This is a genomic window from Mycobacterium sp. 1245801.1 (assembly GCF_001673055.1).
In the GTDB taxonomy this organism is placed as follows: Bacteria; Actinomycetota; Actinomycetes; order Mycobacteriales; family Mycobacteriaceae; genus Mycobacterium; species Mycobacterium europaeum_A.
Genome location: NZ_LZKY01000409.1, coordinates 19,398 through 42,710, shown reverse-complemented (window position 1 = coordinate 42,710; position 23,313 = coordinate 19,398). Strand labels below are relative to the sequence as shown.

Sequence of the window (23,313 nt, the reverse complement as noted above, 5' to 3'; positions counted from 1 at the left end):
GCGCGGTGCTGATCCGAAATTCGCGCCTGGGCAAGGAGATGGTGGCGGCGATGCGCGGCCGTCCGGTGGTGATCTGCCGGGGACACGGAATCACCAGCGCCGCCGCCACGGTGGCGCAGGCGGTGCTGCAGGCCATCAGCCTCGACGCGCTGGCCCGGATGTCGTTGCGGGTGCGCGCGGCGATGTCGCTCGCCCGGTCCGGGCTGTCGTCCAGCCGGGTCGCGTCGAGTCCCAGGCTGGACAGGCCACGCAGGTCGGTGTTGAGCGTGCCGCCGGGTGCCACCCCGTTGACCCGGACCTGCGGGGCCAGTTCGTGGGCCAGCGCCGAAACCAGGCCGCGCACAGCGAATTTCGACGACACGTAGAGCACGCCGCCGCGCCCGGGGTAGAACGACGACGCGGACTCGGTCAGCACGATCGAGGATCCCGGCGCGGCCCGCAGGGCCGGGATCGCCGCCTTGACCGATTGCAGATGGCTGAGCACATTGGTGCGAAACATCTCGTCGAACGCCTCAGCAAGCGCGTCGGCCTCGATGTCGCCCACACCCCGGTAGAAGTCGAACACCCCGACGCAATTGACCAGGGTGTCCAGCCCGCCGAAGGTATCCACCGCGGCGGCGACGGCCCGGTCGTTGGCCTCCCGGGTGGTGGCGTCGCCCTCGATCACCGGCACCTGCGGCAACTGCTGGCGCAGCGCGTCGCACTTGTGTGGATCACGTTCCAGCACGGCAACATTCGCACCCTCGGCGCCGAAGGCCGCCACCACGGCCCGTCCGATGCCCGAACCTGCGCCCACGACCAGGGCACGTTTGCCTTCCAGCCAGCCGGTCACGGCTGGGGTTCGCCGTCGTCGGGCAGCAGTGGCGCCTGGGAATTGCCGACCATGGCAGCCAGGGTACGGGGGTTCTGCCAGGTCAGTGCCTCGATTTCGAGCGCGTCCAGGGTGATCCACTGGCCGGATCTGGGTGCGCTGATCAACAGCCGTGACCCGTTACGGGTGTCGACCCGGCGCACCACGACCTCGGTGAATTCGTTTGCGACGCTGATCGCTTCGCCGACCGCGCCGTCGAGCAGCCGCTGCAGCTCGTCGTTCATAAGAACACCGCCAGGTTCTGCATCCGTAGCACCGACTCGTCGGCGATGATCTTGCGCCGGGCCAGCTTCAGTGTCTTTTTGGATTCATCACTCCAGCGCAACACGTCCTCGCGCCCGCAGGACAGCAGGGCGCCGTCGTTGACGTCGCCCCGGCTGCGGAACAGCAGCTCGGCCGATTCGACGACCAGGTGCGCTGTGTCTGCTGGGTCGTCGGGCTCAAAGGTGCGCACGTTGGTGATGAAATGGCGCAGCCGCGACGGTGGGTCCTCGGCCCACGCGTGCTCGGTGCCCATGCGCGCGACCCGCTGGCTCAGCGAGTATTTGTCCTCGTCGAAATGGTCCATGCCGGGTGAGGTGTCGAACCCGGCGCCGCGCGCGGTCGTGACGCGCACCGGCATGACGTAGCGGACGTCGTCGGTCAGGGTGTCCAGCCACGCCTCATACCGCTGGGCGTCGAGCAGGTATGCCTCGTCCACCAGGAACTGATGCGCCTGGAGATGACGAATGTCGTTGAATGGCAATGGCTTTCTCATGCCGGGACCCGCTGCAGATAGTCGGCCCACATATTCAGCAACGCTCGCTGATTGTGTTCGTTGTAGCCGACCTGCGCGCGGCCGGGCCCGTGGAATGCGTTGGGCGACAACGCCTCGATGACCGGGCGGTCGTCGGCGAGCAGACCCATCCTGCTGTTCAGCAGCAGCCGTCGCGCCATCGAGCCGCCCGCGGTGGTGGTCAGCGACACCCAGTTCTCCACGTCGTCTTGTTCGAACATGCCGGTCGATCCGAAACACATCAGATACGCCTTGTACGAGTCTTGTTTGTACTGCGGCGCAGCGGCGGAGTCCACTGCGAACCACGAGCACACCTCGGTCTCGTTCGCGCTGATCGGCTGCCACAGCCGGATGGAGATGAACGGCAGCACCTGGTCTTCCCGGTCGTGCACCTTGGGCCAGTTGTGCACGAAGCTGAGGTTGGGAAAGCAGGTGGCGGCCGAGATCATGAAGCCGTCCTCGCCGACCACCCGTTGCTGTTGCGGTGTCCAGACGCCCTTGATCCGGCCGATCATGTCGTCGGGATAGCCGACGTAGCGCATCCGTTCCTCGAAGCCGCCCGGTGGAAGTTTGTAGGTGGTGCCACCGCCGCGGTGGGCCCAATAGGTGGCGCCGTCCTTTCGCTTCTGCGCTTTAGGCTCCCGGAACAACCCGATGTCGACGATGGACGCGTGGGTGTGCGGGGTGTGGTACATGTCGCCCGCGAAGTTCTCCGCGCCGATCTTCCAGTTGGCCTTGATCCGCCAGCGTTGCGGCCCGCGCACCTCGACGCCCCCGGCGCTTTGCCTGGTGTAGTAGTCCAGATAGAACCTGAAGTCGCCGAGGAACTCTTCGAGCGGTTCGGCGCCTCGGTCCATGTTGATGAACAGCAAGCCGTTGTAACTGGCGAATTTCGGTGCGGGCAACAGGGTTTGGCCCTTGGCGAAGCCCTCGTCGCCGCCGTAGGCCTCCCGGTGAAACGGCAACCCGGTGAGCCGGCCGTCGTTGCGGTAGGTCCAGCCGTGGTAGGGGCAGCGGAAGTTGGAGGCGTTTCCCATCTCCGCGCGACAGACCTGCATCCCGCGATGCAGGCACATATTGAACAGGGCCCGCACCGTGCCGTCGGAACCTCGGGTGATGATGAACGAGTCGTCGAGCACGCGGCGCACCATGTAGTCGCCGTCCTGCGGGATCTCCGACTCGTGCCCCACGAACGTCCACGCCCGGGCGAACAGCCGCTGCTTCTCCAGCGCGAACAGCTCGGAGTCGTTGTAGATGTGCGCGGGGATCATCCCCCGGCGCACGTTCTCGAACACCTCGACCAAGTCGGGGCACGGGTCTGCCATTACCGGTTCTTTCTGTTCTACAGAAATGTTCTCCGCTTAGTAGAGTCCCGCAGCCGAGGGCGCAGGTCAATCACCAGGCAGCCACACCATCAGGTTTCTACAAGAATGCTTAGTGCCAACTCACAGGCTGCACGCAACTACGCGGCCGAAGCCCGCGGCTACGGTGGTTCACGACAGCCACTCCGCGCCCGTGAGCGCGGCGTAAACAACGGGTAATCATTCGGTTTTGCGGTGATTAACCGTGGTTTTCTACTGATCTGAGGAAGGAACTGGTGCCATGGTTGGTCGGCCACGAGGGGGTCGATTGCAGCAGGTCGGATCGAGGGTCCTGGCCGCTATCGGGCGCCAGGAGTGGATCGACCGACCGAGCTATCGGTTCGAACATCTGCTCAGCTTCGCCTACAACGGGCTCGGCGGCGCCCGCAACACCGTCACCAACGCACTCAACGGCGTCTGGCTGGGGCACCCGGTGCACCCGTCGCTGGCGTCGCTGACCAGCGGCGCCCTGGGGACGACGGTGGCGCTCGACGCGCTCAGCATCCTGCCCGGCCAGCCGGCATCCGAGGTCGTCGACGCCTCCCGATTCGCCTCGCGCGCGCTGGGGGTGGGCATCCTGGCCAGCCTGGGCTCGGCCCTCACCGGTGTCACCGACTGGCAGCACACCCACGAGGAGGACCGCCGCGTCGGCGCCGTGCACGGCCTGGTGAACGTGGCCGCCACCGCGCTGTACCTGCAGTCCTGGTGGGACCGGCACAAGGGCCGCCACGGTCGCGGCATCGCGCTCACCGCCCTGGGCTACGCCATCACCGTCGCCGGCAGCTACCTGGGCGGCGCGCTGGTCTTCGAATCCGGGATCGGCATCGACCAGTCCGGTCCGCGGCTGCGCACCTCCACGTGGACGCCGGTGCTGCCCGCGAGTTCGTTGAACGGCAAGCCGGTGCGCGTCGAGGTCGACGGAGTGGGCCTGGTGGTCTGCCAGACCAAGCCCGGTGAGGTCGCGGCGTACGGCGAATTCTGTCCGCACCTGGCCGCGCCGATGGCCGACGGTTGGCTGGACCGCGGCCGGCTGGTTTGCCCTTGGCACGGTTCATGGTTCGCGGCCGAGTCCGGCGAGGTGGTGCGCGGTCCGGCCGCGGCGCCGCTGCCGTGTTACGAGGCCCGGTTGGTCGACGGAGTGGTCGAAGTCCGCGGCGAGCGGCAGCCCGCTCCCGGCGGCGCGGTAGGGATCGCAAAAGGAGGAGTCAAGTGAACGCCTACGACGTCTTGAAGGAACACCACATCGTGATCAAGGGCCTCGGCCGCAAGATCAGCGACGCACCGGTGAATTCCGAAGAGCGCCATGCCCTTTTCGATGACCTGCTGATCGAACTCGACATCCACTTCCGCATCGAGGACGACCTGTACTACCCGGCGCTCAAGGATGCCAGCAAGCTGATCGCAGTCGCCCATGCCGAGCACCGCCAGGTGGTAGACCAGCTTTCGGTGCTGCTCAAGACGCCGCAGAGCGCACCCGGCTATGAGGACGAGTGGAACTCGTTCAAGACCGTGCTGGAGGCGCACGCCGACGAAGAGGAACGCGACATGATCCCGGCTCCGCCGGAGGTGCAGATCACCGACGCGCAGATCGAGGAGCTGGGCAACAAGATGGCCGCCAAGATCGAGCAATATCGCGGCTCGGCCCTGCACCGCCTGCGGACCAAGGGCCGCGCGGCGTTGGTGCGCGCCCTCTAAACGTCTGGTCGGCGACATCGCCCGCTTGCGGGATTCGGTGGGCCACCGAGAGTAGCCTCACGGCACATGGACGCCGAGCGGGTCGCTTGCCAGGCTGACATCACGGCGGAGATCGCCCGCATCGCAGCGCAATACCGGGGCACCGCCTCGGCTGGGCCGCACCACGGGCAGCCGCGGCTCGACTACCCGCCGTACCGCGGCACCATGCTGCGCCATCCCAAGCAGCCCCTGGTGGTCGTCGATCCCGAGGGCGTCGAGCGCTGGGCACCGTGCTTCGGCGATCAGGACGTCGACCCTCGCGACGCCGACCTGACGGCCGGCCAGGCGGGCCAGCCGATAGGGGAGCGCGTCGTCGTCACCGGACGCGTCCTGGACTCCGCCGGCCGGCCGGTCGCGGGCCAGCTGGTCGAGATCTGGCAGGCCAACGCCGCCGGGCGCTACCGCCATCAGCGCGACCAGCACCCGGCGCCCCTGGACCCGAACTTCACCGGCGCGGGCCGCTGCCTGACCGGGCCGGACGGCAGCTACCGGTTCCTGACCATCAAGCCCGGCCCGTACCCGTGGCGCAACCACCACAACGCGTGGCGCCCGGCGCACATCCATTTCTCCGTTTTCGGAACGGCTTTCACCCAGCGACTGGTCACCCAGATGTATTTTCCGGGCGACCCGATGTTCGAGCTGGACCCGATCTTCCAGTCGATCCTCGATCCCGCCGCACGCCGACGACTGATCGCCCGCTACGACCACGACGTCACCGAGCCGGAATACGCCACCGGGTACCGGTGGGACATCGTGCTGGCGGGCGCTGCTCGGACCCCGGCGCAGGGCGAGCATGACTGAATTCCCCTGCACGCCAGGGCAAACCGTCGGCCCCTTCCTCGATCTGGGACTGCCGTATCCCGGTGACAACCTGATGGTCGACGCCGGCCACCCGGGGGCCATCCGGCTGCACGGCACCGTGTACGACGGGGCCGGCGTCGCCGTCCCGGACGCCCTGGTGGAGCTGTGGCAACCCGACTCCGCGGGAAACGTTGTGCGGCAGCCCGGTTCGCTGCGCCGCGAGCACGCCCTGTTCACCGGATGGGGCCGCTGCGCGACCGACCCCGACGGAACCTACTCCTTCACCACGCTGACCCCCGGCCCGGCGGCCAGCGGGGCGCCGCCGTTCTTCGCGCTCACCGTGTTCGCGCGGGGACTGCTCAACCGGCTGTTCACCCGCGCCTACCTGCCCGGCGCCGACCCGCACACCGATCCGCTGCTGGCGGCGGTCGCCGCCGAACGCCGCCCCACATTGTTCTGCGTCGCCGAAAACGACGGCGCCGCTTACCGATTCGACATCCATCTGCAGGGCCCGGCCGAGACCGTGTTCCTGGCGTACTCCGAAGGCGCGCGATGAGCAACCTGTTGTGGCCCGGTGACCATCGCGCCGGTGAGCACCTGACCGACGCGGCCCTGCTGGGATCGATGGTCGCGACGGAATCCGCGTGGCTGAGCGCCCTGGTGGCCGCCGGCCTGGCTCCGGCCGGCTGCGCGGCGGCGGACCTGTCGGATCTGGTGACACCCCACGATTGCGAGGCCCTGGCGGTCGGCGCCGAGGACGGTGGCAACCCGGCCATTCCGCTGGTGAAGCTGCTACGACAGCGGGCCGAACCGGCCGTCGCGCCCTGGATTCACCGCGGACTCACCAGCCAGGACGTCCTGGACACCGGGCTGATGCTGGCCGTGCGCGCCGCCGTCGACGACCTGACAACCCAACTGGCCCAGCATATTTCCACGCTGTCCGAACTCGTCACCCGGCACCGGGCCACCCCCATGGTGGCCCGCACGCTCACCCAGCACGCCGCGCCCACCACCTTCGGCGCCAAGGCCACCGCCTGGCTCAACGCGACCGTCGACGCGTTCGAGCGGGTGGCCGCGCTCACCACACCGATCCAGATCGGCGGCGCCGCGGGCACATTGGCGGCGACGACGGAGCTGGCGACGTTGCTCACCGGTACCACCGACCCGGCCGGGGTCGCGCTGCAACTGGTGCACGCCACGGCGACCGCACTGGGCCTGGCCGAGCGGCCCGTGTGGCACACCGCCCGCGCGCCCGTCACCGCGGCCGCGGACGCCTTCGTCGGCTGCACCGACTGCTGGGGCCGCATCGCCTCCGACGTCGTCACGCTGGCCCGCCCGGAGATCGCCGAACTCGGCGAGCCGGCGGTGGCCGGCCGCGGCGGCTCGTCGTCGATGCCGCACAAGCGAAATCCGGTGCTCTCCATTCTGATCCGCCGTGCCGCGATCGCCGCACCCCCGTTGGCCGCGACGCTGCACACCGCGGCGGCGCTGACCGGCGACGAACGTCCCGACGGGGCATGGCACGCCGAATGGGACACCCTGCGCACCCTGGCCCGGCGCACCCTGGTCGCGGCATCCCACAGCGGCGAACTGCTCGCGGGGCTGACCGTACACACGCAGCGGATGGCCGAAAACCTGGCCGCGACGGACGTTTTGGGGGAGCAGCGGGCGATCGCCGACCTGGTGGGCAAGCAGGCGTCCGCCACCTACGTCGGCGCCGCCGACCAGCTGATCGACGCGGGCCTGAGCCGTGCGGCAACGGCGCTCGCTCAGCGCTGGTAGATGCTGGCCAGCCAGATGTGCAGCAGGGTGTCGATCACCCGGTCTTCGGGGACGGCCCCATCCTCGGCGGTGAACGCCGCGGCCATCATCCGCTCGCTCAACATGTTGAGCGCCACGGACAATTCCGCGGCCGGGATGGTGTCGGGGGCGGCGCCGCGGCCGCGCTCGGCTTTGATCGCGATGGTGGTGTAGGCGATCCAGCTGCTCATGAGCGCCGACCACAGCTGCCGCACCTCCGGGTTGGTCGCCGTGGCCGCCGCACCGGCGACGGCGACCGCCCGGTGCGACCCGGACACCTCGAAGAACGATTCAATGCGCGCCCGCCAGATCGCTTCGGGGTCACCGGATGACACCACGTCGAGGGCGCCCAGCGCCGCCTGCGCCTTGCCGTTCATCTCGTCGAGCAGCGAGAGCAGCACCGCGTTTTTGGACCGGAAATAGAAGTAGAAGGTGGGCCGCGAGATCCCGGCGCCTTTTGCTAGGTCGTCGACGGAAAAGTCGGCCAGCGGCCGTTCTTGCAACAGCCGCTCGGCGGTGGCGAGTATCGCCTGCTCGCGGTCGTCACGACAGTGGTTTGACGCGCGGCGGCCCCGCGAGGCCTGCGGATACCGTGTTTGTGTCGGGAGGTCGGACACGTCCGCAACTGTTGGGCACGCCGATATACGTCACCAAAACTGTCGATGAAAACCAGCAATAATGTCGATTAAGAACCGCGCTTTGCTGGCGACTTCTCAGTCGGCCACCGCGATCTCGATGGACAAGCACTCGCTGAGCGCGTGCGCGGCCGCCCAGTCGCCGCCGCACACCGCGCGCTCGAGCTCGTCGACCAACGGGCTGTCGGCACCGAGGTCGGCCAGCCACGCCGCCACCGTCGCCGTGATCTGGTGCGCGGGCACCCGAGCGATGTGTCCCTTGTGGAGGCGGTCGGTCAGCTGGTAGATCGTGGCCGTCGGCCTGCGCTGCGACCAATGAACCATCCATTTCGGTGAATTCATCGTGCCCTCCCCGCTAGCCTCAACGACTCATCCGACCCCGGCGGCGCGTTCAGCTCTAGGGCGCAATAGTACGTCTGTACCAATGCGTTGGCCGGTATTTTCGCCGCGCGAAATCGCGTTTTTTTGAGGTTTTTGGTCATCGGATCGCCTACCTGGCCCTACGGAAATAACGGTTGGGTCAATGCCGCGCCATCGTGGCGCGGCCCCGGTCCATGATGCGTTCCAAAACGTTGTGGGACAGGTCGCCGTCGTTGGCCACCCGTACGAGGCCCCGCCGTCGCAGGAACACGTCGAGCCGTCGGTCCGGTGACCAATCGGCGTAGATCGATCCGAGGTAATGCGACTGCAGGAAGTCCGACGCCAGCGCGTCGAGGTCGGACTCCGTCAACAACGGTGGGGTAACACCCATAGCCGGCAATCTCCTTTGTTCTCCCCGCAACTGCCGCAGCCAAGTTACGTCAGGGGGCGTCACTAAACCGTCACGCACAGATTGCGGAACGGGCCCAAAGTCGCCGGGAGTGCAAAGGCGAAGGTCGAAGCGGTGCAGCGGATGTCAGGCGGTGCCCGGGGATTCCGGTTTGTGGGCGACGATGGCGACGGCGGCCAGCCGCTTGCGGTGCCTGTGGAACGTGCGGCGCATGGTCAGGACCCGCTTGCGGGCGTCGCGATGCGCCAGCACGTTCCTGGCGAATCGCAGCGCGCCGGGAAGCCCTTCGTCGGACACCAGCCGGCGCGGCTGCAGCAGCGCCATCGGCGCCGTCGCGACCTGGTCGACCACCAGTCCGTGCTCGGCGAGCAGGTTCGACCATTCCGTGACCGTCAACGGCCGGGCGTTCACCTTGATCGCCCGGGCGAGTGCCTGCCGGATCTCGGTGCTGATCTCCTCGGGCACGTCGTCGGGAGTGAGGGCGAGCTCGTGGATCGCGTAGCGTCCGCCAGGCCGCAATACCCGCGCCGCCTCCGCGACGATGGCCCGCTTGGCCGCGTCGCCCTGCATGCTCAGCATCGCTTCTGAGATGACGACATCGCCGCTGGCGTCGGGCAATCCGGTGTCGGCCGCAAACCTGCTCGTTGTCCTGGCATCAGATCTCCTGCCCCGCAGAGCTTTCCAGCGGCTTGATCCTCGGATGCAGGTCGGGCTTGCGCAGCCCGCGCACGTCAAGTTCGTTGGCCGCCATGGGTTCTCCGACTTCGGCTCTAGTTTTTACAAGTGGCGTTGTGTAAACTCTAGCGCATGACCTACGTGATCGGGAAGCCATGCATCGATGTGATGGACCGCGCCTGCGTCGACGAATGCCCGGTGGATTGCATTTACGAAGGCGGCCGGGCGCTCTACATTCATCCCGACGAATGCGTCGATTGCGGCGCGTGCGAACCGGTATGTCCGGTGGAGGCGATTTACTACGAAGATGACCTGCCCGAGGAGCTCAAACCGCACCTGGCAGACAATGAGGCGTTCTTCGCGGAGACGCTGCCGGGTCGCGATGCCCCCTTGGGGTCCCCGGGCGGGGCGGGCAAGCTCGGTCCGCTCGGTGTCGATACACCGCTGGTGGCGGGCCAGCCCAGTGTCACCGAGGCGTAACGGGCAAGCAGCGGGAGGGGCGCGTTGAAGGTGGACAAGTCGCAGGACTCGTCGGGCGGGGAATCGGCCGGCCGGCGGCGGGCCGTGATGCGGCTGTTGCGGGCGTCGCCGGATCCGATGAGCATCGCCGGGATCGCCGACGTGCTGGGCGTGCACCCCAACACCGTTCGCTTCCATCTCGACAGCCTGGTCGCCGACGGCCAGGTGGAACTCGTCGAATTGGGCCGCAAGGGACCGGGCAGGCCGCCGCTGATGTTCCGGGCGGTTCGGCAGATGGATCGCGGCGGTACGCGGCACTATCGGCTGCTGGCAGAGATTTTGGCGACGGCGTTTGCCACCGAGCGCGATCCCGGGCCCAAGGCCCTAGCCGCGGGCCGGGCGTGGGGGCAGAAGATGGACGCCGAGCTGCACCCGTTGCCCGACGACGCCGACGGCGCCGAAGAGGCGATCGCCCATCTGATCGACGTGCTCGACGAACTCGGCTTCGCCCCCGAGCGCCGGGTGAGCGACGGGCAGCAGCAGGTCGGGTTGCGGCACTGCCCGTTTCTGGAATTGGCCGAAAACCGCTCCAGCGTGGTGTGCCCGGTGCATCTGGGCCTCATGCAGGGAGCCATGGAGACCTGGGGGGCGCCCGTCTCGGTGGACCGGCTCGACCCATTCGTCGAGCCGGACCTGTGTGTGGCTCACCTGACGCGGCAAGGGGCGGCCAAATGACCACCGGCACAGCGTTTGCCGTCGCGCTGACCTTCGTCTGGCTCGGCATGGTGCTGGCCATCTCGTTCCTGGAAGCCCCGCTGAAATTCCGGGCGCCCAATGTGACGCTGCAGATCGGACTGAGCATCGGGCGGTTGGTCTTTCGGGCGCTGAACACCGTTGAGGTGGCCTTCGCCCTGGTCATCGGGGCCATCGTGGTGGCCGGTCCCACCCGGGCGGGCGTCACGGTGGCCGTCGCCGTCGCGGTCGCCGCCCTGGCGATCCAGCTGGTCGCGGTGCGTCCGGCGCTGACCCGTCGTGCGGACAGGGTGCTCGCCGGATCGGACGGACCGCGCTCGCGCGCCCACTACTTCTACGTCGCGCTGGAGGCGGTCAAGGTGGTCGCCCTCGTGGTGGCGGGGATACTGCTACTGAGCGGCTAACTGCCCACCGACGAGGCTCCAGGCGGCCTTGCAAAGTTCGAAGGACCGACATGGATTCCATCTCGCTGACCGACCTCTCGGCCGAAAAGATCGCCGAGGCCAAGCAATCGCACAGCGGACGCGCCGCCCACACCATCCACGGCGGTCACAGCCACGAGCTTCGCCAGACCGTGCTGGCCCTGCTGGCCGGCCACGACCTGTCCGAACACGACAGCCCCGGCGAGGCGACCCTGCAGGTGCTGCAGGGCCACGTGCGGCTGACCACCAGCGGCGACGCCTGGGACGGCAAGGCCGGCGAATACGTCGCGATTCCGGCCGAACGGCACGCCCTGCACGCGGCCGAGGATTCGGTGGTCCTGCTGACCGTGCTGAAGACCATTCCGTCGGCGCACTAGCCCCGATGTTGTCGACGCCCTGGTCAACGAGCTTCGGACTGCGGGTCCCCATCGTCAACGCCCCGATGGGCGGCGTCGCGGGCGGCCGCCTGGCCGCGGCGGTGACGGCGGCCGGCGGCCTCGGCATGGTCGGCATGGGCAGCGTCGCGACCCGAGAGCTACTGGCCGAGCAGCTCCAGCACGTCCAGGGCAGGTTCGGCATCGGCATGGTCGACTGGGTGATGCGCAACGAGGCCGGGCTGCTCGAGGACGCGCTGGCCGCCCGGCCCGCGCTGCTGTCGATCAGCTTCGGCACCGAATGGTCGTGGGTCGCCAAGGCGCATGACGCCGGAATCCCCACGGTCACACAGGTTTACGACAGCGACGGGGCGCGCCGGGCCGTCGACGCCGGCGTCGACATCCTGGTCGCGCGCGGGTCCGAGGGCGGCGGACATGGCGAGGACAAGCTGGGCCTGCTGCCGCTGCTGGACGCGGTGCTGGACGCCGTCTCGGTGCCGGTGCTGGCCGGCGGCGGTGTCGCCTCGGCGCGCAGCCTGGCCGCGGTGCTGGCCGCCGGCGCCAGCGGGGCGTGGGTGGGTACCCGGTTGTCGGCGTGTCCGGAGGCGTTGACCGGCGACACGGGCCGTCGGGCGCTGGTCACGGCAACCGAGACCGACACCGCCGTCACGCGGGTCTTCGACGTCGCCAAGGGGCTGCCCTGGCCCGCGCGCTTCCCGTCGCGGGTGTTGGCCAACGACTTCGTCGAGCACTGGACTGGCCACGAGGAGGCGCTGGACGCGGGCGCTTGCGATGAGCTGGCCGCCGCGATCGCCGCCGGCGATTGCCGGATCGCGCCGGTGGATGCCGGTCAGGGCGTGGGGATGATCCGCGATGACGCGTCGGTGGCCGACGTTCTCGACGAGATGTGTACCGGCGCCGAGGAATTGCTGTCCCGCTGGGGGCCTACCGGCGGGCGGGCCTGAGCACGACGCAACAGCGGTCCGGGCCGGGACAGAGCCGGGCGTCGGGGCCGTGCGGTGCGAGCGCGTCGGCCACGCCGGTGAGCAGCGCGTGGTTCATGTTGCAGGCCAGCTCCGTCTGCTCCTGGGCCAGCGCGTGGAAGGGGCAATTGGCGAGCTCGACCTCGTCGTCGGAAAACCGCGGCTCGTAGCCGTACCGGCCGAGCAGGCTGACCGCGCGCCGCAGCGCGGTCGCGGCGTCGGCGGGCGGTCGCTTGCCGGCGCCGATCGAGTGGCCGTACTCGCGGGCGACGCGGTTGAGCACCTCGGTGACCGGCTCCCCGGTACCGGCCGAGCGGGCGATGGCCGTCGCCATCAGGCGCCCGGCCAGCTCGTATTCGCGCTGCGGAAGGCTGACGGCGATGTCGCGGCGCGCCCGCCGATACAGCTTGGAGGTCCGTCCGGCGCCGGGCCCGGAGCGGCCGGTCAGGCGCGCGAACTCGGTTTCCAGCAGACCCTCGGCGGTGAGCCGGTCCAGGTGAAACTTGGCCTGATGGTGGGGGATTCCCACCGCATCGGCCGCCTGGTCGCGGCTCACGAGCCCTGGTTGGGCGCACACGAACTGATAGAGCCGGCGGCGCACCGGGTCGGCGAGCGCGCCGATACCAGCGGCGTCGCGCTCCAGGGCGTCCGCGTCGTCCATCGACTACCCTTTTCTAACAGACAAAATGCTTGACGCTACAGTCTACCCACTCTAACGTTCAAACTATTATCCGTTAGAAATGGAGGTCGCCATGAGCACCAGCCACGTCAGAACCACCAACGCCCTGGCCGATCAGCTGCGGGATCCGGCCTACTCGGCATACTTCGCGCTGCGCGCCGTATTCACGGTCGCGCCCATCGTTTTCGGCCTGGACAAGTTCTTCAACCTGCTGACGCACCCGCATCGCTGGAGCATGTACCTGGCCGGATGGATCGACGATCTGGTGCCCGGCACCGCCGATCAGTGCATGTACCTGGTGGGGGTCATCGAGATCGTGGCCGGGCTGCTGGTCGCGGTGGCCCCGCGGCTCGGCGCCTGGGTGGTCGCGGCGTGGCTGGCCGGCATCATCATCGACCTGGTCAGCGGGCCCGGCTTCTACGACGTCGCGCTGCGCGACTTCGGTCTGCTCGTCGGCGCAATCGCGCTGGCCCGGCTGGCGCAGGGCGTGCACACGGGCGCCATCGGGGGTGCCGTCACCACCCGATGACGGTCACACCGCCCGCAGGTAGCGCCTGGCGATGAGGCGCTGACCGACCTTCACCACCGGCCCGCCGGCCTTGCTCCACCAGGTCGCGGGCCGGGAGAAGGCCGACACCTCCGCGTACACCGCCGAGGTGGCCGGGTCGCGCCGCACCACGAAGCGTTCCTCGCCGGACTCCGGATGGCCCGGCAGGGTGCCGTAGCCGAAGCCGCGGATGTCGGGTTCGTCGACGACGTAGACGACGCGGCAGGGTGCCGGCACAAAGCCGAGCTTCACCACCACCACCGCGTCGACGACGGCGATCTCGGAGCTGGCCTGCACGCGCAACCCGGACCCGCGCTGCATGCCCCAGCGCATGACGGCGGCCGCGGCCTGCTCGAAACGCTGCTGGCCCGTGCCGATTTGGCGCTCGGCGTGTTGATGGTCGTAGCCGGCGGGCAGATCGCCGCTCGCGGTCGCCCCCACTTCGGGGTAGGTCAGGGGTAGTTCCTCGAGCGCGCGCAGGTCCACGTGCTCAGCTTGCCACGCCGGGATGCGCGGTGGCATTCGGCGCGTACGGTCTAAAGGTGTGACCGCAGAAAACACGAAAACTGTTGCAGGGGCGTCCGGAACATTCACCTTCGGCGGTGACCTGACCGTCAACCGACTCGGCTTCGGCGCCATGCGCCTGACGGCCAAGGGCGTGTGGGGCCCGCCCGACGACCGCGACGAGTGCGTCCGGGTGCTGCGGCGGGCCGTCGAACTCGGGGTGAACTTCATCGACACCGCCGACTCCTACGGCCCGTACTACTCCGAGGAGATCATCCGCGAGGCGCTACACCCCTACGACGGCCTGGTGATCGCGACCAAGGCGGGGCTGCTGCGCACGGGCCCCGACGTCTGGATTCCGTTGGGCAACCCGAGTTACCTGCGCCAGGAATGCGAGATGAGCCTGCGCCGGCTGGGCGTCGACACCATCGACCTGTTCCAGCTGCACCGCATCGATGCGAACTTCCCGCTGGAAGACCAGGTGGGCGAGCTGCTCACCCTGAAGAACGAAGGCAAGATCCGCCACATCGGCCTGTCCGAGATCGACGTCGACCAGCTGAAGACCGCCCTGCGCATCACCGAGATCGTGTCGGTGCAGAACATGTACAACCTGACGGCCCGCAGCGCCGAGCCGCTGCTCGACGAGGCGACCAAACAGGGCATCGGGTTCATCCCGTGGTTCCCGCTGGCGGCCGGGCCGCTGGCGGCCGCCGACGGCCCGCTACAGCGCATCGCCGCCGACCACGACGCCTCGCCGTCACAGTTGGCGCTGGCTTGGCTGCTGAAACGCTCGTCGGTGATGGTGCCGATCCCGGGGACGTCCAAGGTCGCGCACCTCGAGGAGAACGTCGCCGCCGCCGAGATCGAGCTGTCCGACGACGAATTCGAGACGTTGTCGGCGGCCGGCGCCCAGCAGCCGGCCTAACCACCGCGCGAAAGCCCGCCGGCCGGGCAATACGGTGTGGTGGTGGCCGAACACCAGCGACACCCCGGCGGCGGGTTCAATCCGCCGGAACCGACGACCAAGGGCGGGCCCGACTACGGCAGGTTCATCGACGCCGTGCGCTCGTTGCAGGATCACGCCCGGGCCGCCGACGCGCCCGATGAGGTGATCACCGAGGCGGCCGACCTGCTGGAGAAGGTGTCGGCGCTGCTGGCCCCGTACGACGCCGACGAATGGGCGTCCCCGTCGGGCCGGCGGATGGACCTGCCGATGCGCGGCAACATCCTGACCATCCCGATGTCGGCGCACAGAGGCGACGACGGCCGCGTCCACGGCCAGGCCCGCTTCGCCCGGTTCCACCTGGGCCGCAATGGCGCCGTGCACGGCGGCGCGCTGGGCATGCTGTTCGACTCGGTCCTTGGGTTGTCGGCCTCGGTGCTCACCGGCAACCCGCGCCAGCGCACCGCTTACCTCAAGATCGACTACCGCCACATCGTCCCGATCGAAAAGGAACTGCAGTTCGACGCGGGCGTCGATCGGGTGGACGGGCGCAAGATCTTCGTGTCGGGCCGGCTGACCGACGGCGATCGATTGCTGACCGAAGCCGAAGCGCTGTTCGTGCGGCTCAAACCTGGCCAGCCCTGAGCGGGGTCGGCCCCGATAGCATTGCAGCGATCGACGCCTCACACGACCAACCTTGGAGAACCAGCCTCATGAGCGCCCCCGCCAACCACGTCCCGCTTGCCCCTATCCGGGTGCCCGCCGGGACCACCGCGGCCGCCGCGGTCGGCGAAGCCGGGTTGCCGAGGCGGGGCACGCCCGATGCCGTCGTGGTGGTGCGCGACGACTCGGGAAAGCTGCGCGACCTGAGCTGGACGCCCGACGTCGACGCCGAGGTGGTCCCGGTGGCCGCCAACACCGACGAGGGCCGCAGCGTCATCCGGCATTCGGCGGCACACGTACTGGCCCAAGCCGTCCAGGAGCTGTTCCCGCAAGCCAAGCTGGGGATCGGGCCGCCGATCACCGACGGCTTCTACTACGACTTCGACGTGCCGGAGCCGTTCACACCGGAAGATCTGGCCAAGCTGGAAAAGCGGATGCGCCAGATCGTCAAAGAGGGCCAGCTGTTCGAGCGGCGGGTGTACGAATCCAAGGACCAGGCGCGCACCGAGCTGGCCAACGAGCCGTACAAGCTCGAACTCGTCGACGACAAGTCCGGCGACCCCGAAATAATGGAGGTCGGCCCCCCTGGTTCCAATGACGAACTCACCGCCTATGACAACCTCAATCCCCGTACCCGGCAACGGGTTTGGGGTGACCTGTGCCGCGGTCCGCACATCCCGACGACCAAGCACATCCCGGCGTTCAAGCTGACCCGAAGCTCGGCCGCCTACTGGCGCGGCGACCAGAGCAACGCCAGTCTGCAACGCATCTACGGCACCGCCTGGGAGTCACAGGAGGCGCTGGACGCCTACCTCGAGCTGATCGAAGAGGCCCAGCGCCGCGACCACCGCAGGCTGGGCGTCGAGCTGGACCTGTTCAGCTTCCCCGACGAAATCGGTTCCGGCCTGGCGGTTTTCCACCCCAAGGGCGGCATCATCCGTCGCGAGCTGGAGGAGTACTCGCGGCGCAAGCACATCGAGGCCGGCTACGAGTTCGTCAACACCCCGCACATCACCAAGGAGCAGCTGTACATCACGTCGGGCCACCTCGAGTGGTACGCCGACGGCATGTACCCGCCGATGCACCTCGACGCGGAGTTCAACGCGGACGGCACGGTGCGCAAGCCCGGGCAGGACTACTACCTCAAGCCGATGAACTGCCCGATGCACCACCTGATCTACCGGTCGCGCGGCCGCTCGTACCGCGAGCTTCCGTTGCGGCTCTTCGAATTCGGCAGCGTGTACCGCTACGAGAAGTCGGGCGTGGTGCACGGCCTGACCCGGGTGCGCGGCATGACCCAGGACGACGCCCACATCTACTGCACGCGCGAGCAGATGCGCGACGAGCTGACCTCGCTGCTGCGCTTCGTGCTCGACCTGCTGGCCGACTACGGGCTCAACGACTTCTACCTGGAACTGTCCACCAAGGACCCGGAGAAGTACTCGGGCTCCGACGAGATGTGGGACGAGGCCACCGAAGTCCTGCGCGAGGTCGCCGTGGCGTCCGGGTTGCATTTCGTTCCCGACCCCGGTGGCGCGGCGTTCTACGGCCCGAAGATCTCGGTGCAGGTCAAGGACGCGTTGGGCCGCAGCTGGCAGATGTCGACCATCCAGCTCGACTTCAACATGCCCGACCGATTCGAGCTGGAATACACCGCGTCCGACGGGTCGCGGCAGCGGCCGGTGCTGATCCACCGCGCGCTGTTCGGATCGATCGAGCGATTCTTCGGCATCCTCACCGAGCACTACGCGGGGGCGTTCCCGGCGTGGCTGGCGCCGGTGCAGGTGGTGGGCATACCGGTCGCCGACGACCACGTGGAATACCTGGAAAGCATTGCCGCACAGTTGAAATCGCACGGGGTGCGGATCGAGGTCGACGCCAGCGACGACCGGATGGCCAAGAAGATCGTCAACCACACCAATCAGAAGGTCCCGTTCATGTTGCTGGCCGGCGACCGCGACGTCGAGGCCGGCGCCGTCAGCTTCCGGTTCGGGGACCGCACCCAGATCAACGGCGTGCCCCGCGACAGCGCGGTCGACGCGATCGTGAAGTGGATCGCCGATCGCGAGAATTCCGTGCCCACAGCCGAACTCGTGAAAGTGTCAAGTGGTGAGTGACTGTGAGTGATCGCCAACCCGCCGAGCAGGGCACCGATGACACCATCCTGGACAGGGGTGTCGGCGAGCAAGACCACCTGCAGCGGCTGTGGACGCCGTACCGGATGACCTACCTGGCCGAGGCGCCGCTGAAGCGCGACCCCAACTCGTCGAGCAAGAGCGAGCAGCCGTTCACCGACATTCCGCACCTCGCCGACGAAGACGGTCTGGTGGTCGCCCGCGGCGAACTCGTCTACGCCGTGCTCAACCTGTACCCGTACAACCCCGGCCACCTGATGGTGGTGCCCTATCGGCGGGTCTCCGAACTCGAGGATCTGACCGACCCGGAAAGCGCGGAGCTGATGTCCTTCATTCAGAAGGCGATTCGCGTCATCAAGAACGTGTCCCGGCCGCACGGTTTCAACGTCGGCCTGAACCTGGGGACGTCGGCGGGTGGCTCGCTGGCCGAACACCTGCACGTGCACGTGGTGCCGCGCTGGGGTGGCGACGCGAATTTCATCACCATCATCGGCGGGTCCAAGGTGATCCCGCAATTGCTGCGCGAGACGCGTCAACTGCTGGCCACGGAGTGGACGAAACAACCATGAGCTGCGCCGGCGACGATGCAGCGGGGGTACCACCCGCTTGCGGGGGACGAAGCGATGAGGCGGGGGCGCCTCCCGCTTGCGGGGGAGAGCGGCGCGCATGAGTAGAGTGCCGTTCCTGTCGCGGGCGGCGTTCGCGCGGCTGACCACTCCGACCGCACGGGCATGCCTGCGGCTGGGATTGACCCCCGACGTCGTCACCGTCCTGGGCACCATCGTCGCGGTGGCCGGGGCGCTGATCCTGTTCCCGATGGGCAAGCTGTTCATCGGCACGCTGGTGGTCTGGTTCTTCGTCCTCTTCGACATGCTCGACGGGGCGATGGCCCGGGAACGCGGCGGCGGCACCCGATTCGGCGCGGTGCTGGACGCCACCTGCGACCGGGTCAGCGACGGCGCGGTGTTCTGCGGGCTGCTGTGGTGGATCGTCTTCGGCCTGCACGACAAGCTGCTGGCGGTGGCGACGCTGATCTGCCTGGTCACCTCGCAGGTGATCTCCTACATCAAGGCCCGCGCGGAAGCCAGCGGGCTGCGCGGCGACGGGGGCCTGATCGAACGGCCGGAGCGGCTGATCATCGTGCTGGTCGGCGCGGGCGTGTCGGACTTTCCCTACGTCGCCTGGCCGCCCGCGCTGCCGGTCGCCATGTGGGTGCTGGCGCTGGCCAGCCTGCTCACCTGCGCGCAGCGGCTGCACGCGGTGCGCACCTCGCCGGGCGCGACCGACCGGCTGGTCGGATCGGACGGCCCGTGATTCCCACTCCGCCGGGCATGAAAACGCTTGGGGCGCAACGCCGGATGGCCCGCCAGCTGGCCAGCCGGACGGTGGGCCGCCTGACCGGCGGGATGGGCGCCGACTGGGCATACGCCTCGGGGTGGATGGCGGTGCGGGCGATGCCGGAGTTCGCCGCGCGCAACGCCTTCGAGGCCGGGGCTCGCTATGCCGCGCGCGGCGGCGGCCCCGAGCAGCTGCGCAAGAACCTGGCCCGCGTCATTGCTGTGCCGCCCGAGGAGGTGCCGGACTCGCTGATGCGGGCCTCGCTGGCCTCCTACGCCCGCTACTGGCGCGAGGCCTTCCGGCTGCCGGGCATGGACCTGGTTGCGGTGGGCCGCGCGCTGCACGACTCGGTGCTGGGGCGAGAGAACATCGAGGCGGCGCTGGCCAGCGGCCGCGGCGCCGTGATCGCGTTGCCGCACAGCGGCAATTGGGACATGGCCGGGGTATGGCTGGCGCAGACCCACGGCACCTTCACCACTGTCGCCGAGCGCCTCAAACCCGAGTCGCTGTATCGGCGCTTCATCGCTTACCGCGAGGGCCTCGGCTTCGAGGTGCTGCCGCTGTCCGGGGGAGAGCGGCCGGCGTTCGACGTGTTGTGCGATCGGCTGCGGGCCAACCGGGTGGTGTGCCTGATGGCCGAGCGCGACCTGACCCGCACCGGCGTGCAGGTCGACTTCTTCGGTGAGCCCACCCGGATGCCGGCCGGGCCGGCGAAGCTCGCGATCGCGACCGGCGCGGCCCTGCTGCCGGCGCACTGCTGGTTCGAGGACCGGGGCTGGGGCGTCGACATACAGTCGCCGCTGGATTGCACCGGCGGCGACGTCGGCGCCATCACCCAGGTGTTGGCCGATCATTTCGCCAAGAACATCGCCGCCCGTCCCGAGGACTGGCACATGATGCAGCCGCAGTGGCTGGCCGACCTCCCGGAAGCCAAGCAGGCCCGGCTAAAGGACACCTGATGCGGATCGGGATGGTCTGCCCCTACTCGTTCGACGTTCCGGGCGGGGTGCAGTCGCACGTCCTGCAACTGGCCGAGGTGATGCGCGCCCGGGGCCATGACGTCAGCGTGCTCGCGCCGTCCTCGCCGCACGCCGCGCTGCCCGACTACGTCGTCTCGGCCGGCAAGGCCGTCCCGATTCCCTACAACGGGTCCGTGGCCCGGCTGCGGTTCGGGCCGGCCACCCATCGCAAGGTCAAAAAGTGGCTCGCCGAAGGCGAATTCGACGTGTTGCACCTGCACGAGCCGAACGCACCGAGCCTGTCCATGCTGGCCCTCAACATCGCCGAGGGCCCGATCGTGGCGACGTTTCACACGTCGACCACCAAATCGCTGACGCTGACGGTGTTTCAGGGCATCCTGCGCCCGATGCACGAGAAGATCGTCGGCCGGATCGCGGTCTCCGACCTGGCGCGACGCTGGCAGATGGAGGCGCTGGGCACCGACGCGGTGGAGATCCCCAACGGCGTCGACGTCGCCTCGTTCGCCTCCGCGCCGCCCCTGGACGGCTACCCGCGCGCCGGCAAGACCGTGCTGTTCCTGGGCCGCTACGACGAACCGCGCAAGGGCATGTCGGTGCTGCTCGAGGCGCTGCCCGGGCTGGTCGAGCGGTTCGATGACGTGCAGCTGCTGGTCGTCGGCCGCGGCGACGAGGACCAATTGCGCGTCGCGGCAGGCGAATTCGTCGACCGGATCCGCTTTCTGGGCCAGGTCGACGATGCCGGGAAGGCCTCGGCCATGCGCAGCGCGGACGTGTATTGCGCGCCCAACCTCGGCGGGGAGAGCTTCGGCATCGTCCTCGTCGAGGCGCTGGCCGCCGGGACGCCGGTGGTGGCCAGCGACCTGGACGCCTTCCGGCGCGTGCTGGCCAACGGTGACGTGGGCTGCCTGGTGCCCGTCGGCGACAGCGACGCGCTTGCCGATGCGCTGATCGCGGTGCTGGAGGATGATGTGCTGCGGGAACGATATGTGGCGGCCGGTTCGGCAGCTGTCCAGCGCTACGACTGGTCAGTGGTCGCCAGCCAGATCATGCGGGTGTACGAGACGGTCGCCGCGTCAGGCGCCAAGGTTGAGGTGGCCAGTTGATGACATGGCTGATTGTCGCCATCGCGGTCTTCGTCGCGGTGCTGGCGGTCGTCGGCGCCTGGGCCTACCGGACCGCCAACCGGCTGGACCGGCTGCACGTCCGCTACGACCTGTCCTGGCAGGCACTCGACGGCGCGCTGGCCCGGCGCGCGGTGGTGTCGCGCGCGGTCGCCATCGACGCCTACGGCGGCGCGTCCGAAGGGCGACGGCTGGCGGCGCTGGCCGACGCCGCCGAAGGCGCGCCCCGGCCCGCGCGGGAGAACGCCGAGAACGAGCTGTCGGCCGCGCTGGCCGTCGTCGATCCGGCGTCGCTGCCGGCCGGGCTGATCGCCGAGCTGGCCGACGCCGAGGCCCGGGTGGTGCTGGCCCGCCGCTTCCACAACGACGCGGTCCGCGACACCCTGGCCCTGGCCGAACGGCCCCTGGTGCGGCTCTTTCACCTGGGCGGCACCGCGGCGCTGCCGAGCTATTTCGAGATCGTCGAGCGACCACACGCGCTGGCCCACGGCGATCACGGCGTCCTCAACCACCGCACCTCGGCGCGCGTCGTGCTGCTCGACGAGACCGGCGCGGTGCTGCTGCTGTGCGGGTCGGACCCCGCGCTGGCCGAGCGGCACGCGCCGAAATGGTGGTTCACGGTGGGCGGCGAAGTTCAGCAAGGGGAGCGGCTGGCCGAGGCCGCCGCGCGGGAGCTGGCCGAGGAAACCGGCCTGCGGGTCGCGCCGGCCGAGATGATCGGGCCGGTCTGGCGCCGCGACGAGGTCTTCGAGTTCAACGGCTCGGTGATCGACAGCGAGGAGTTCTACTTCGTCTACCGCACCCGGCGGTTCGAGCCGTCGCGCACCGGACGAACCGAGCTGGAACGCAGCTACATCCACGGCCACCGCTGGTGTGACGCTGCTGACATCGCGCAGCTGGTGGCGGCGGGGGAGACGGTGTATCCCATGCAGCTATCCGGACTGCTCACCGACGCGGCCGCGCTGGCCGGCGGCCGCGCGCCCGGCCCGCTGCTGTCCATCCGCTGACTCCGCGTGGTGAACGCGGCCAAAGCGCCTCATTAGACTGGGTCGACAACGGTTGAAGGAGATCAAGCAGTGAGTACCGCCCACCCCCCGAACGGCAACGGGCGAACCGGGACGGCGCGCGTCAAGCGCGGCATGGCCGAGATGCTCAAGGGCGGCGTCATCATGGACGTCGTCACCCCCGAGCAGGCCAAGATCGCCGAGGCCGCCGGCGCCGTGGCCGTCATGGCGCTGGAACGGGTGCCCGCCGACATCCGCGCCCAGGGCGGGGTGTCGCGGATGAGCGACCCGGACATGATCGAGGGCATCATTGCCGCGGTGACCATCCCGGTGATGGCCAAGGCCCGCATCGGCCACTTCGTCGAGGCGCAGATCCTGCAGAGCCTCGGCGTGGACTACGTCGACGAGTCCGAGGTGCTCACCCCGGCCGACTACACCCACCACATCGACAAATGGAAGTTCACCGTGCCGTTCGTGTGCGGGGCGACCAACCTCGGTGAGGCGCTGCGGCGCATCAGCGAGGGCGCGGCCATGATCCGCTCCAAGGGCGAGGCCGGCACCGGCGACGTCTCCAACGCGACCACGCACATGCGGGCCATCGGCGGCGAGATCCGCCGCCTGACATCGCTGTCCGAAGACGAATTGTTCGTGGCCGCAAAGGAATTGCAGGCCCCCTACGACCTGGTCGTGGAGGTGGCCCGGGCGGGCAAGCTGCCGGTGACGCTGTTCACCGCGGGCGGCATCGCCACCCCGGCGGATGCGGCGATGATGATGCAGCTCGGCGCCGAGGGCGTGTTCGTGGGCTCGGGCATCTTCAAGTCCGGTGACCCCGCCGCGCGCGCTGCCGCGATCGTCAAGGCGACCACGTTCTATGACGACCCCGACGTGCTGGCCAAGGTGTCGCGCGGGTTGGGCGAGGCGATGGTCGGCATCAACGTCGAACAGATCGCGGAGCCGCACCGGCTGGCCGAACGCGGCTGGTAAAAC

The 23,313-nt window shown here is 68.9% G+C and carries 28 protein-coding genes and 4 pseudogenes; 22 read left to right on the top strand and 10 right to left on the bottom strand.

Annotation, left to right across the window (positions count from 1 at the left end; all coding sequences use genetic code 11):
* Window positions 1-38: 38 nt before the first annotated feature.
* A pseudogene (locus tag A5622_RS30375) lies at window positions 39-104 on the top strand (hypothetical protein); the annotation flags it as partial.
* A gap of 65 nt (window positions 105-169) precedes the next feature.
* Here A5622_RS30375 and A5622_RS26345 read toward each other — a convergent pair.
* From A5622_RS26345 to A5622_RS26330, 4 genes and pseudogenes are all read right to left on the bottom strand, one after another.
* Window positions 170-832 (bottom strand): annotated as a pseudogene (locus tag A5622_RS26345) (SDR family NAD(P)-dependent oxidoreductase); the annotation flags it as partial.
* Window positions 829-1,095, bottom strand: coding sequence for a dihydrodiol dehydrogenase (locus A5622_RS26340; protein WP_066882209.1), 267 nt, complete (start codon window positions 1,093-1,095; stop codon window positions 829-831). The pseudogene A5622_RS26345 and the gene A5622_RS26340, both read right to left, overlap by 4 nt.
* Window positions 1,092-1,628 (bottom strand): 3-phenylpropionate/cinnamic acid dioxygenase subunit beta, encoded by a 537-nt coding sequence (locus A5622_RS26335; RefSeq protein WP_066882207.1) that lies wholly within the window; start codon window positions 1,626-1,628, stop codon window positions 1,092-1,094. Before A5622_RS26335 ends, A5622_RS26340 begins: the two co-directional genes overlap by 4 nt.
* Window positions 1,625-2,971, bottom strand: coding sequence for a Rieske 2Fe-2S domain-containing protein (locus A5622_RS26330; protein ID WP_066882205.1), 1,347 nt, complete (start codon window positions 2,969-2,971; stop codon window positions 1,625-1,627). Before A5622_RS26330 ends, A5622_RS26335 begins: the two co-directional genes overlap by 4 nt.
* A 277-nt stretch (window positions 2,972-3,248) precedes the next feature.
* Between A5622_RS26330 and A5622_RS26325 the strand changes: the two genes are divergently transcribed.
* The 5 genes from A5622_RS26325 to A5622_RS26305 all read left to right on the top strand — a co-directional run bounded on the left by A5622_RS26325 (window position 3,249) and on the right by A5622_RS26305 (window position 7,324).
* Window positions 3,249-4,220: a Rieske 2Fe-2S domain-containing protein gene (locus A5622_RS26325; protein ID WP_066882203.1), complete on the top strand. Its 972-nt coding sequence runs from the start codon at window positions 3,249-3,251 to the stop codon at window positions 4,218-4,220.
* Complete coding sequence (locus A5622_RS26320) at window positions 4,217-4,702, top strand: hemerythrin domain-containing protein (RefSeq protein ID WP_066866110.1); 486 nt, start codon at window positions 4,217-4,219, stop codon at window positions 4,700-4,702. Before A5622_RS26325 ends, A5622_RS26320 begins: the two co-directional genes overlap by 4 nt.
* A 66-nt stretch (window positions 4,703-4,768) precedes the next feature.
* Window positions 4,769-5,542: a protocatechuate 3,4-dioxygenase subunit beta gene (gene pcaH / locus A5622_RS26315; RefSeq protein WP_066882201.1), complete on the top strand. Its 774-nt coding sequence runs from the start codon at window positions 4,769-4,771 to the stop codon at window positions 5,540-5,542.
* Entirely contained in the window at window positions 5,535-6,098 is a 564-nt protein-coding gene (gene pcaG / locus A5622_RS26310) for a protocatechuate 3,4-dioxygenase subunit alpha (RefSeq protein WP_066882199.1), read from the top strand. The genes pcaH and pcaG overlap by 8 nt, the downstream gene beginning before the upstream one ends.
* A complete protein-coding gene (locus tag A5622_RS26305) occupies window positions 6,095-7,324 on the top strand; it encodes a lyase family protein (RefSeq protein WP_066882197.1) in 1,230 nt (409 codons plus the stop codon). Before pcaG ends, A5622_RS26305 begins: the two co-directional genes overlap by 4 nt.
* Here A5622_RS26305 and A5622_RS26300 read toward each other — a convergent pair.
* The 4 genes and pseudogenes from A5622_RS26300 to A5622_RS26285 form a co-directional block, all read right to left on the bottom strand.
* Window positions 7,312-7,959 carry a TetR/AcrR family transcriptional regulator gene (locus A5622_RS26300; protein WP_066882195.1) on the bottom strand — a complete coding sequence of 216 codons (648 nt, stop codon included), beginning with the start codon at window positions 7,957-7,959 and terminating at the stop codon, window positions 7,312-7,314. The genes A5622_RS26305 and A5622_RS26300 overlap by 13 nt on opposite strands.
* Window positions 7,960-8,055: 96 nt before the next feature.
* Window positions 8,056-8,319 carry a hypothetical protein gene (locus A5622_RS26295; protein ID WP_066882193.1) on the bottom strand — a complete coding sequence of 88 codons (264 nt, stop codon included), beginning with the start codon at window positions 8,317-8,319 and terminating at the stop codon, window positions 8,056-8,058.
* Between the two features lie 178 nt (window positions 8,320-8,497).
* On the bottom strand, window positions 8,498-8,707 hold the full coding sequence (locus A5622_RS26290) for a hypothetical protein (RefSeq protein ID WP_197505270.1): 210 nt from the start codon (window positions 8,705-8,707) through the stop codon (window positions 8,498-8,500).
* A gap of 165 nt (window positions 8,708-8,872) precedes the next feature.
* Window positions 8,873-9,409: pseudogene (locus A5622_RS26285) on the bottom strand (methyltransferase domain-containing protein); the annotation flags it as partial.
* Between the two features lie 144 nt (window positions 9,410-9,553).
* On the opposite strand from A5622_RS26285, the gene fdxA reads away from it, so the two are divergent.
* The 5 genes from fdxA (at window position 9,554) to A5622_RS26260 (ending at window position 12,394) form a co-directional block, all read left to right on the top strand.
* A complete protein-coding gene (fdxA, locus tag A5622_RS26280) occupies window positions 9,554-9,901 on the top strand; it encodes a ferredoxin (protein ID WP_066882188.1) in 348 nt (115 codons plus the stop codon).
* An 87-nt stretch (window positions 9,902-9,988) separates the two neighbouring features.
* A complete protein-coding gene (locus tag A5622_RS26275) occupies window positions 9,989-10,615 on the top strand; it encodes a metalloregulator ArsR/SmtB family transcription factor (protein ID WP_232003047.1) in 627 nt (208 codons plus the stop codon).
* Entirely contained in the window at window positions 10,612-11,037 is a 426-nt protein-coding gene (locus A5622_RS26270) for a hypothetical protein (RefSeq protein WP_066882184.1), read from the top strand. The genes A5622_RS26275 and A5622_RS26270 overlap by 4 nt, the downstream gene beginning before the upstream one ends.
* A gap of 50 nt (window positions 11,038-11,087) precedes the next feature.
* Window positions 11,088-11,432, top strand: a complete 345-nt coding sequence (locus tag A5622_RS26265; RefSeq protein WP_066882182.1) for a cupin domain-containing protein — start codon at window positions 11,088-11,090, stop codon at window positions 11,430-11,432.
* A 5-nt stretch (window positions 11,433-11,437) separates the two neighbouring features.
* Window positions 11,438-12,394: a nitronate monooxygenase family protein gene (locus A5622_RS26260; protein WP_066882180.1), complete on the top strand. Its 957-nt coding sequence runs from the start codon at window positions 11,438-11,440 to the stop codon at window positions 12,392-12,394.
* On the opposite strand, the gene A5622_RS26255 is transcribed toward A5622_RS26260, so the two are convergent.
* Window positions 12,375-13,073, bottom strand: a complete 699-nt coding sequence (locus tag A5622_RS26255; protein WP_066882178.1) for a metalloregulator ArsR/SmtB family transcription factor — start codon at window positions 13,071-13,073, stop codon at window positions 12,375-12,377. The two genes, A5622_RS26260 and A5622_RS26255, sit on opposite strands and share 20 nt — an antisense overlap.
* A gap of 91 nt (window positions 13,074-13,164) precedes the next feature.
* Between A5622_RS26255 and A5622_RS26250 the strand changes: the two genes are divergently transcribed.
* Window positions 13,165-13,620, top strand: a complete 456-nt coding sequence (locus A5622_RS26250; RefSeq protein WP_066882215.1) for a DoxX family membrane protein — start codon at window positions 13,165-13,167, stop codon at window positions 13,618-13,620.
* A 3-nt stretch (window positions 13,621-13,623) separates the two neighbouring features.
* Here the strand turns inward: A5622_RS26250 and A5622_RS26245 are convergent, their stop codons facing one another.
* Window positions 13,624-14,124, bottom strand: a complete 501-nt coding sequence (locus tag A5622_RS26245; RefSeq protein ID WP_066866084.1) for a DUF1990 family protein — start codon at window positions 14,122-14,124, stop codon at window positions 13,624-13,626.
* Between the two features lie 58 nt (window positions 14,125-14,182).
* Here A5622_RS26245 and A5622_RS26240 point away from each other — a divergent pair, with 58 nt between their 5' ends.
* The 10 genes and pseudogenes from A5622_RS26240 (at window position 14,183) to pdxS (ending at window position 23,310) form a co-directional block, all read left to right on the top strand.
* Window positions 14,183-15,067 (top strand): aldo/keto reductase, encoded by an 885-nt coding sequence (locus A5622_RS26240; protein ID WP_231999645.1) that lies wholly within the window; start codon window positions 14,183-14,185, stop codon window positions 15,065-15,067.
* 36 nt (window positions 15,068-15,103) lie between these two features.
* Window positions 15,104-15,730, top strand: coding sequence for a PaaI family thioesterase (locus tag A5622_RS26235; RefSeq protein ID WP_066882176.1), 627 nt, complete (start codon window positions 15,104-15,106; stop codon window positions 15,728-15,730).
* Between the two features lie 68 nt (window positions 15,731-15,798).
* The gene (gene thrS / locus A5622_RS26230; protein WP_066882174.1) at window positions 15,799-17,865 is read left to right on the top strand and encodes a threonine--tRNA ligase; all 2,067 of its coding nucleotides are present in this window, start codon (window positions 15,799-15,801) and stop codon (window positions 17,863-17,865) included.
* Window positions 17,866-17,867: 2 nt separating this feature from the next.
* Window positions 17,868-18,452 (top strand): HIT domain-containing protein, encoded by a 585-nt coding sequence (locus A5622_RS26225; RefSeq protein WP_066863818.1) that lies wholly within the window; start codon window positions 17,868-17,870, stop codon window positions 18,450-18,452.
* Window positions 18,449-18,548 (top strand): annotated as a pseudogene (locus tag A5622_RS30885) (hypothetical protein); the annotation flags it as partial. The gene A5622_RS26225 and the pseudogene A5622_RS30885, both read left to right, overlap by 4 nt.
* Window position 18,549: 1 nt before the next feature.
* Entirely contained in the window at window positions 18,550-19,197 is a 648-nt protein-coding gene (pgsA, locus tag A5622_RS26220) for a phosphatidylinositol phosphate synthase (protein ID WP_066863819.1), read from the top strand.
* A 44-nt stretch (window positions 19,198-19,241) separates the two neighbouring features.
* The gene (locus A5622_RS26215; protein ID WP_156753098.1) at window positions 19,242-20,180 is read left to right on the top strand and encodes a phosphatidylinositol mannoside acyltransferase; all 939 of its coding nucleotides are present in this window, start codon (window positions 19,242-19,244) and stop codon (window positions 20,178-20,180) included.
* On the top strand, window positions 20,180-21,304 hold the full coding sequence (locus A5622_RS26210; RefSeq protein WP_066882170.1) for a glycosyltransferase family 4 protein: 1,125 nt from the start codon (window positions 20,180-20,182) through the stop codon (window positions 21,302-21,304). The genes A5622_RS26215 and A5622_RS26210 overlap by 1 nt, the downstream gene beginning before the upstream one ends.
* Window positions 21,304-22,329, top strand: a complete 1,026-nt coding sequence (locus tag A5622_RS26205; RefSeq protein WP_066882168.1) for an NUDIX domain-containing protein — start codon at window positions 21,304-21,306, stop codon at window positions 22,327-22,329. Before A5622_RS26210 ends, A5622_RS26205 begins: the two co-directional genes overlap by 1 nt.
* 69 nt (window positions 22,330-22,398) lie before the next feature.
* On the top strand, window positions 22,399-23,310 hold the full coding sequence (pdxS, locus tag A5622_RS26200; RefSeq protein WP_066863831.1) for a pyridoxal 5'-phosphate synthase lyase subunit PdxS: 912 nt from the start codon (window positions 22,399-22,401) through the stop codon (window positions 23,308-23,310).
* The last annotated feature ends 3 nt before the right edge of the window (window positions 23,311-23,313 follow it).

Bases quoted from the DNA above. Each gene is read 5' to 3' on its own strand.
- A5622_RS26330 (WP_066882205.1), bottom strand. From the start codon at position 2,971: ATGGCAGACCCGTGCCCCGACTTGGTCGAGGTGTTCGAGAACGTGCGC.
- A5622_RS26305 (WP_066882197.1), top strand. From the start codon at position 6,095: ATGAGCAACCTGTTGTGGCCCGGTGACCATCGCGCCGGTGAGCACCTG.
- fdxA (WP_066882188.1), top strand. From the start codon at position 9,554: ATGACCTACGTGATCGGGAAGCCATGCATCGATGTGATGGACCGCGCC.
- A5622_RS26260 (WP_066882180.1), top strand. From the start codon at position 11,438: ATGTTGTCGACGCCCTGGTCAACGAGCTTCGGACTGCGGGTCCCCATC.
- pcaG (WP_066882199.1), top strand. From the start codon at position 5,535: ATGACTGAATTCCCCTGCACGCCAGGGCAAACCGTCGGCCCCTTCCTC.
- A5622_RS26210 (WP_066882170.1), top strand. From the start codon at position 20,180: ATGCGGATCGGGATGGTCTGCCCCTACTCGTTCGACGTTCCGGGCGGG.
- A5622_RS26335 (WP_066882207.1), bottom strand. From the start codon at position 1,628: ATGAGAAAGCCATTGCCATTCAACGACATTCGTCATCTCCAGGCGCAT.
- A5622_RS26265 (WP_066882182.1), top strand. From the start codon at position 11,088: ATGGATTCCATCTCGCTGACCGACCTCTCGGCCGAAAAGATCGCCGAG.
- A5622_RS26340 (WP_066882209.1), bottom strand. From the start codon at position 1,095: ATGAACGACGAGCTGCAGCGGCTGCTCGACGGCGCGGTCGGCGAAGCG.
- A5622_RS26270 (WP_066882184.1), top strand. From the start codon at position 10,612: ATGACCACCGGCACAGCGTTTGCCGTCGCGCTGACCTTCGTCTGGCTC.
- A5622_RS26215 (WP_156753098.1), top strand. From the start codon at position 19,242: ATGGCCCGCCAGCTGGCCAGCCGGACGGTGGGCCGCCTGACCGGCGGG.
- A5622_RS26295 (WP_066882193.1), bottom strand. From the start codon at position 8,319: ATGAATTCACCGAAATGGATGGTTCATTGGTCGCAGCGCAGGCCGACG.
- A5622_RS26275 (WP_232003047.1), top strand. From the start codon at position 9,989: ATGCGGCTGTTGCGGGCGTCGCCGGATCCGATGAGCATCGCCGGGATC.
- pgsA (WP_066863819.1), top strand. From the start codon at position 18,550: ATGAGTAGAGTGCCGTTCCTGTCGCGGGCGGCGTTCGCGCGGCTGACC.
- pcaH (WP_066882201.1), top strand. From the start codon at position 4,769: ATGGACGCCGAGCGGGTCGCTTGCCAGGCTGACATCACGGCGGAGATC.
- A5622_RS26255 (WP_066882178.1), bottom strand. From the start codon at position 13,073: ATGGACGACGCGGACGCCCTGGAGCGCGACGCCGCTGGTATCGGCGCG.
- A5622_RS26250 (WP_066882215.1), top strand. From the start codon at position 13,165: ATGAGCACCAGCCACGTCAGAACCACCAACGCCCTGGCCGATCAGCTG.
- A5622_RS26205 (WP_066882168.1), top strand. From the start codon at position 21,304: ATGACATGGCTGATTGTCGCCATCGCGGTCTTCGTCGCGGTGCTGGCG.
- thrS (WP_066882174.1), top strand. From the start codon at position 15,799: ATGAGCGCCCCCGCCAACCACGTCCCGCTTGCCCCTATCCGGGTGCCC.
- A5622_RS26325 (WP_066882203.1), top strand. From the start codon at position 3,249: ATGGTTGGTCGGCCACGAGGGGGTCGATTGCAGCAGGTCGGATCGAGG.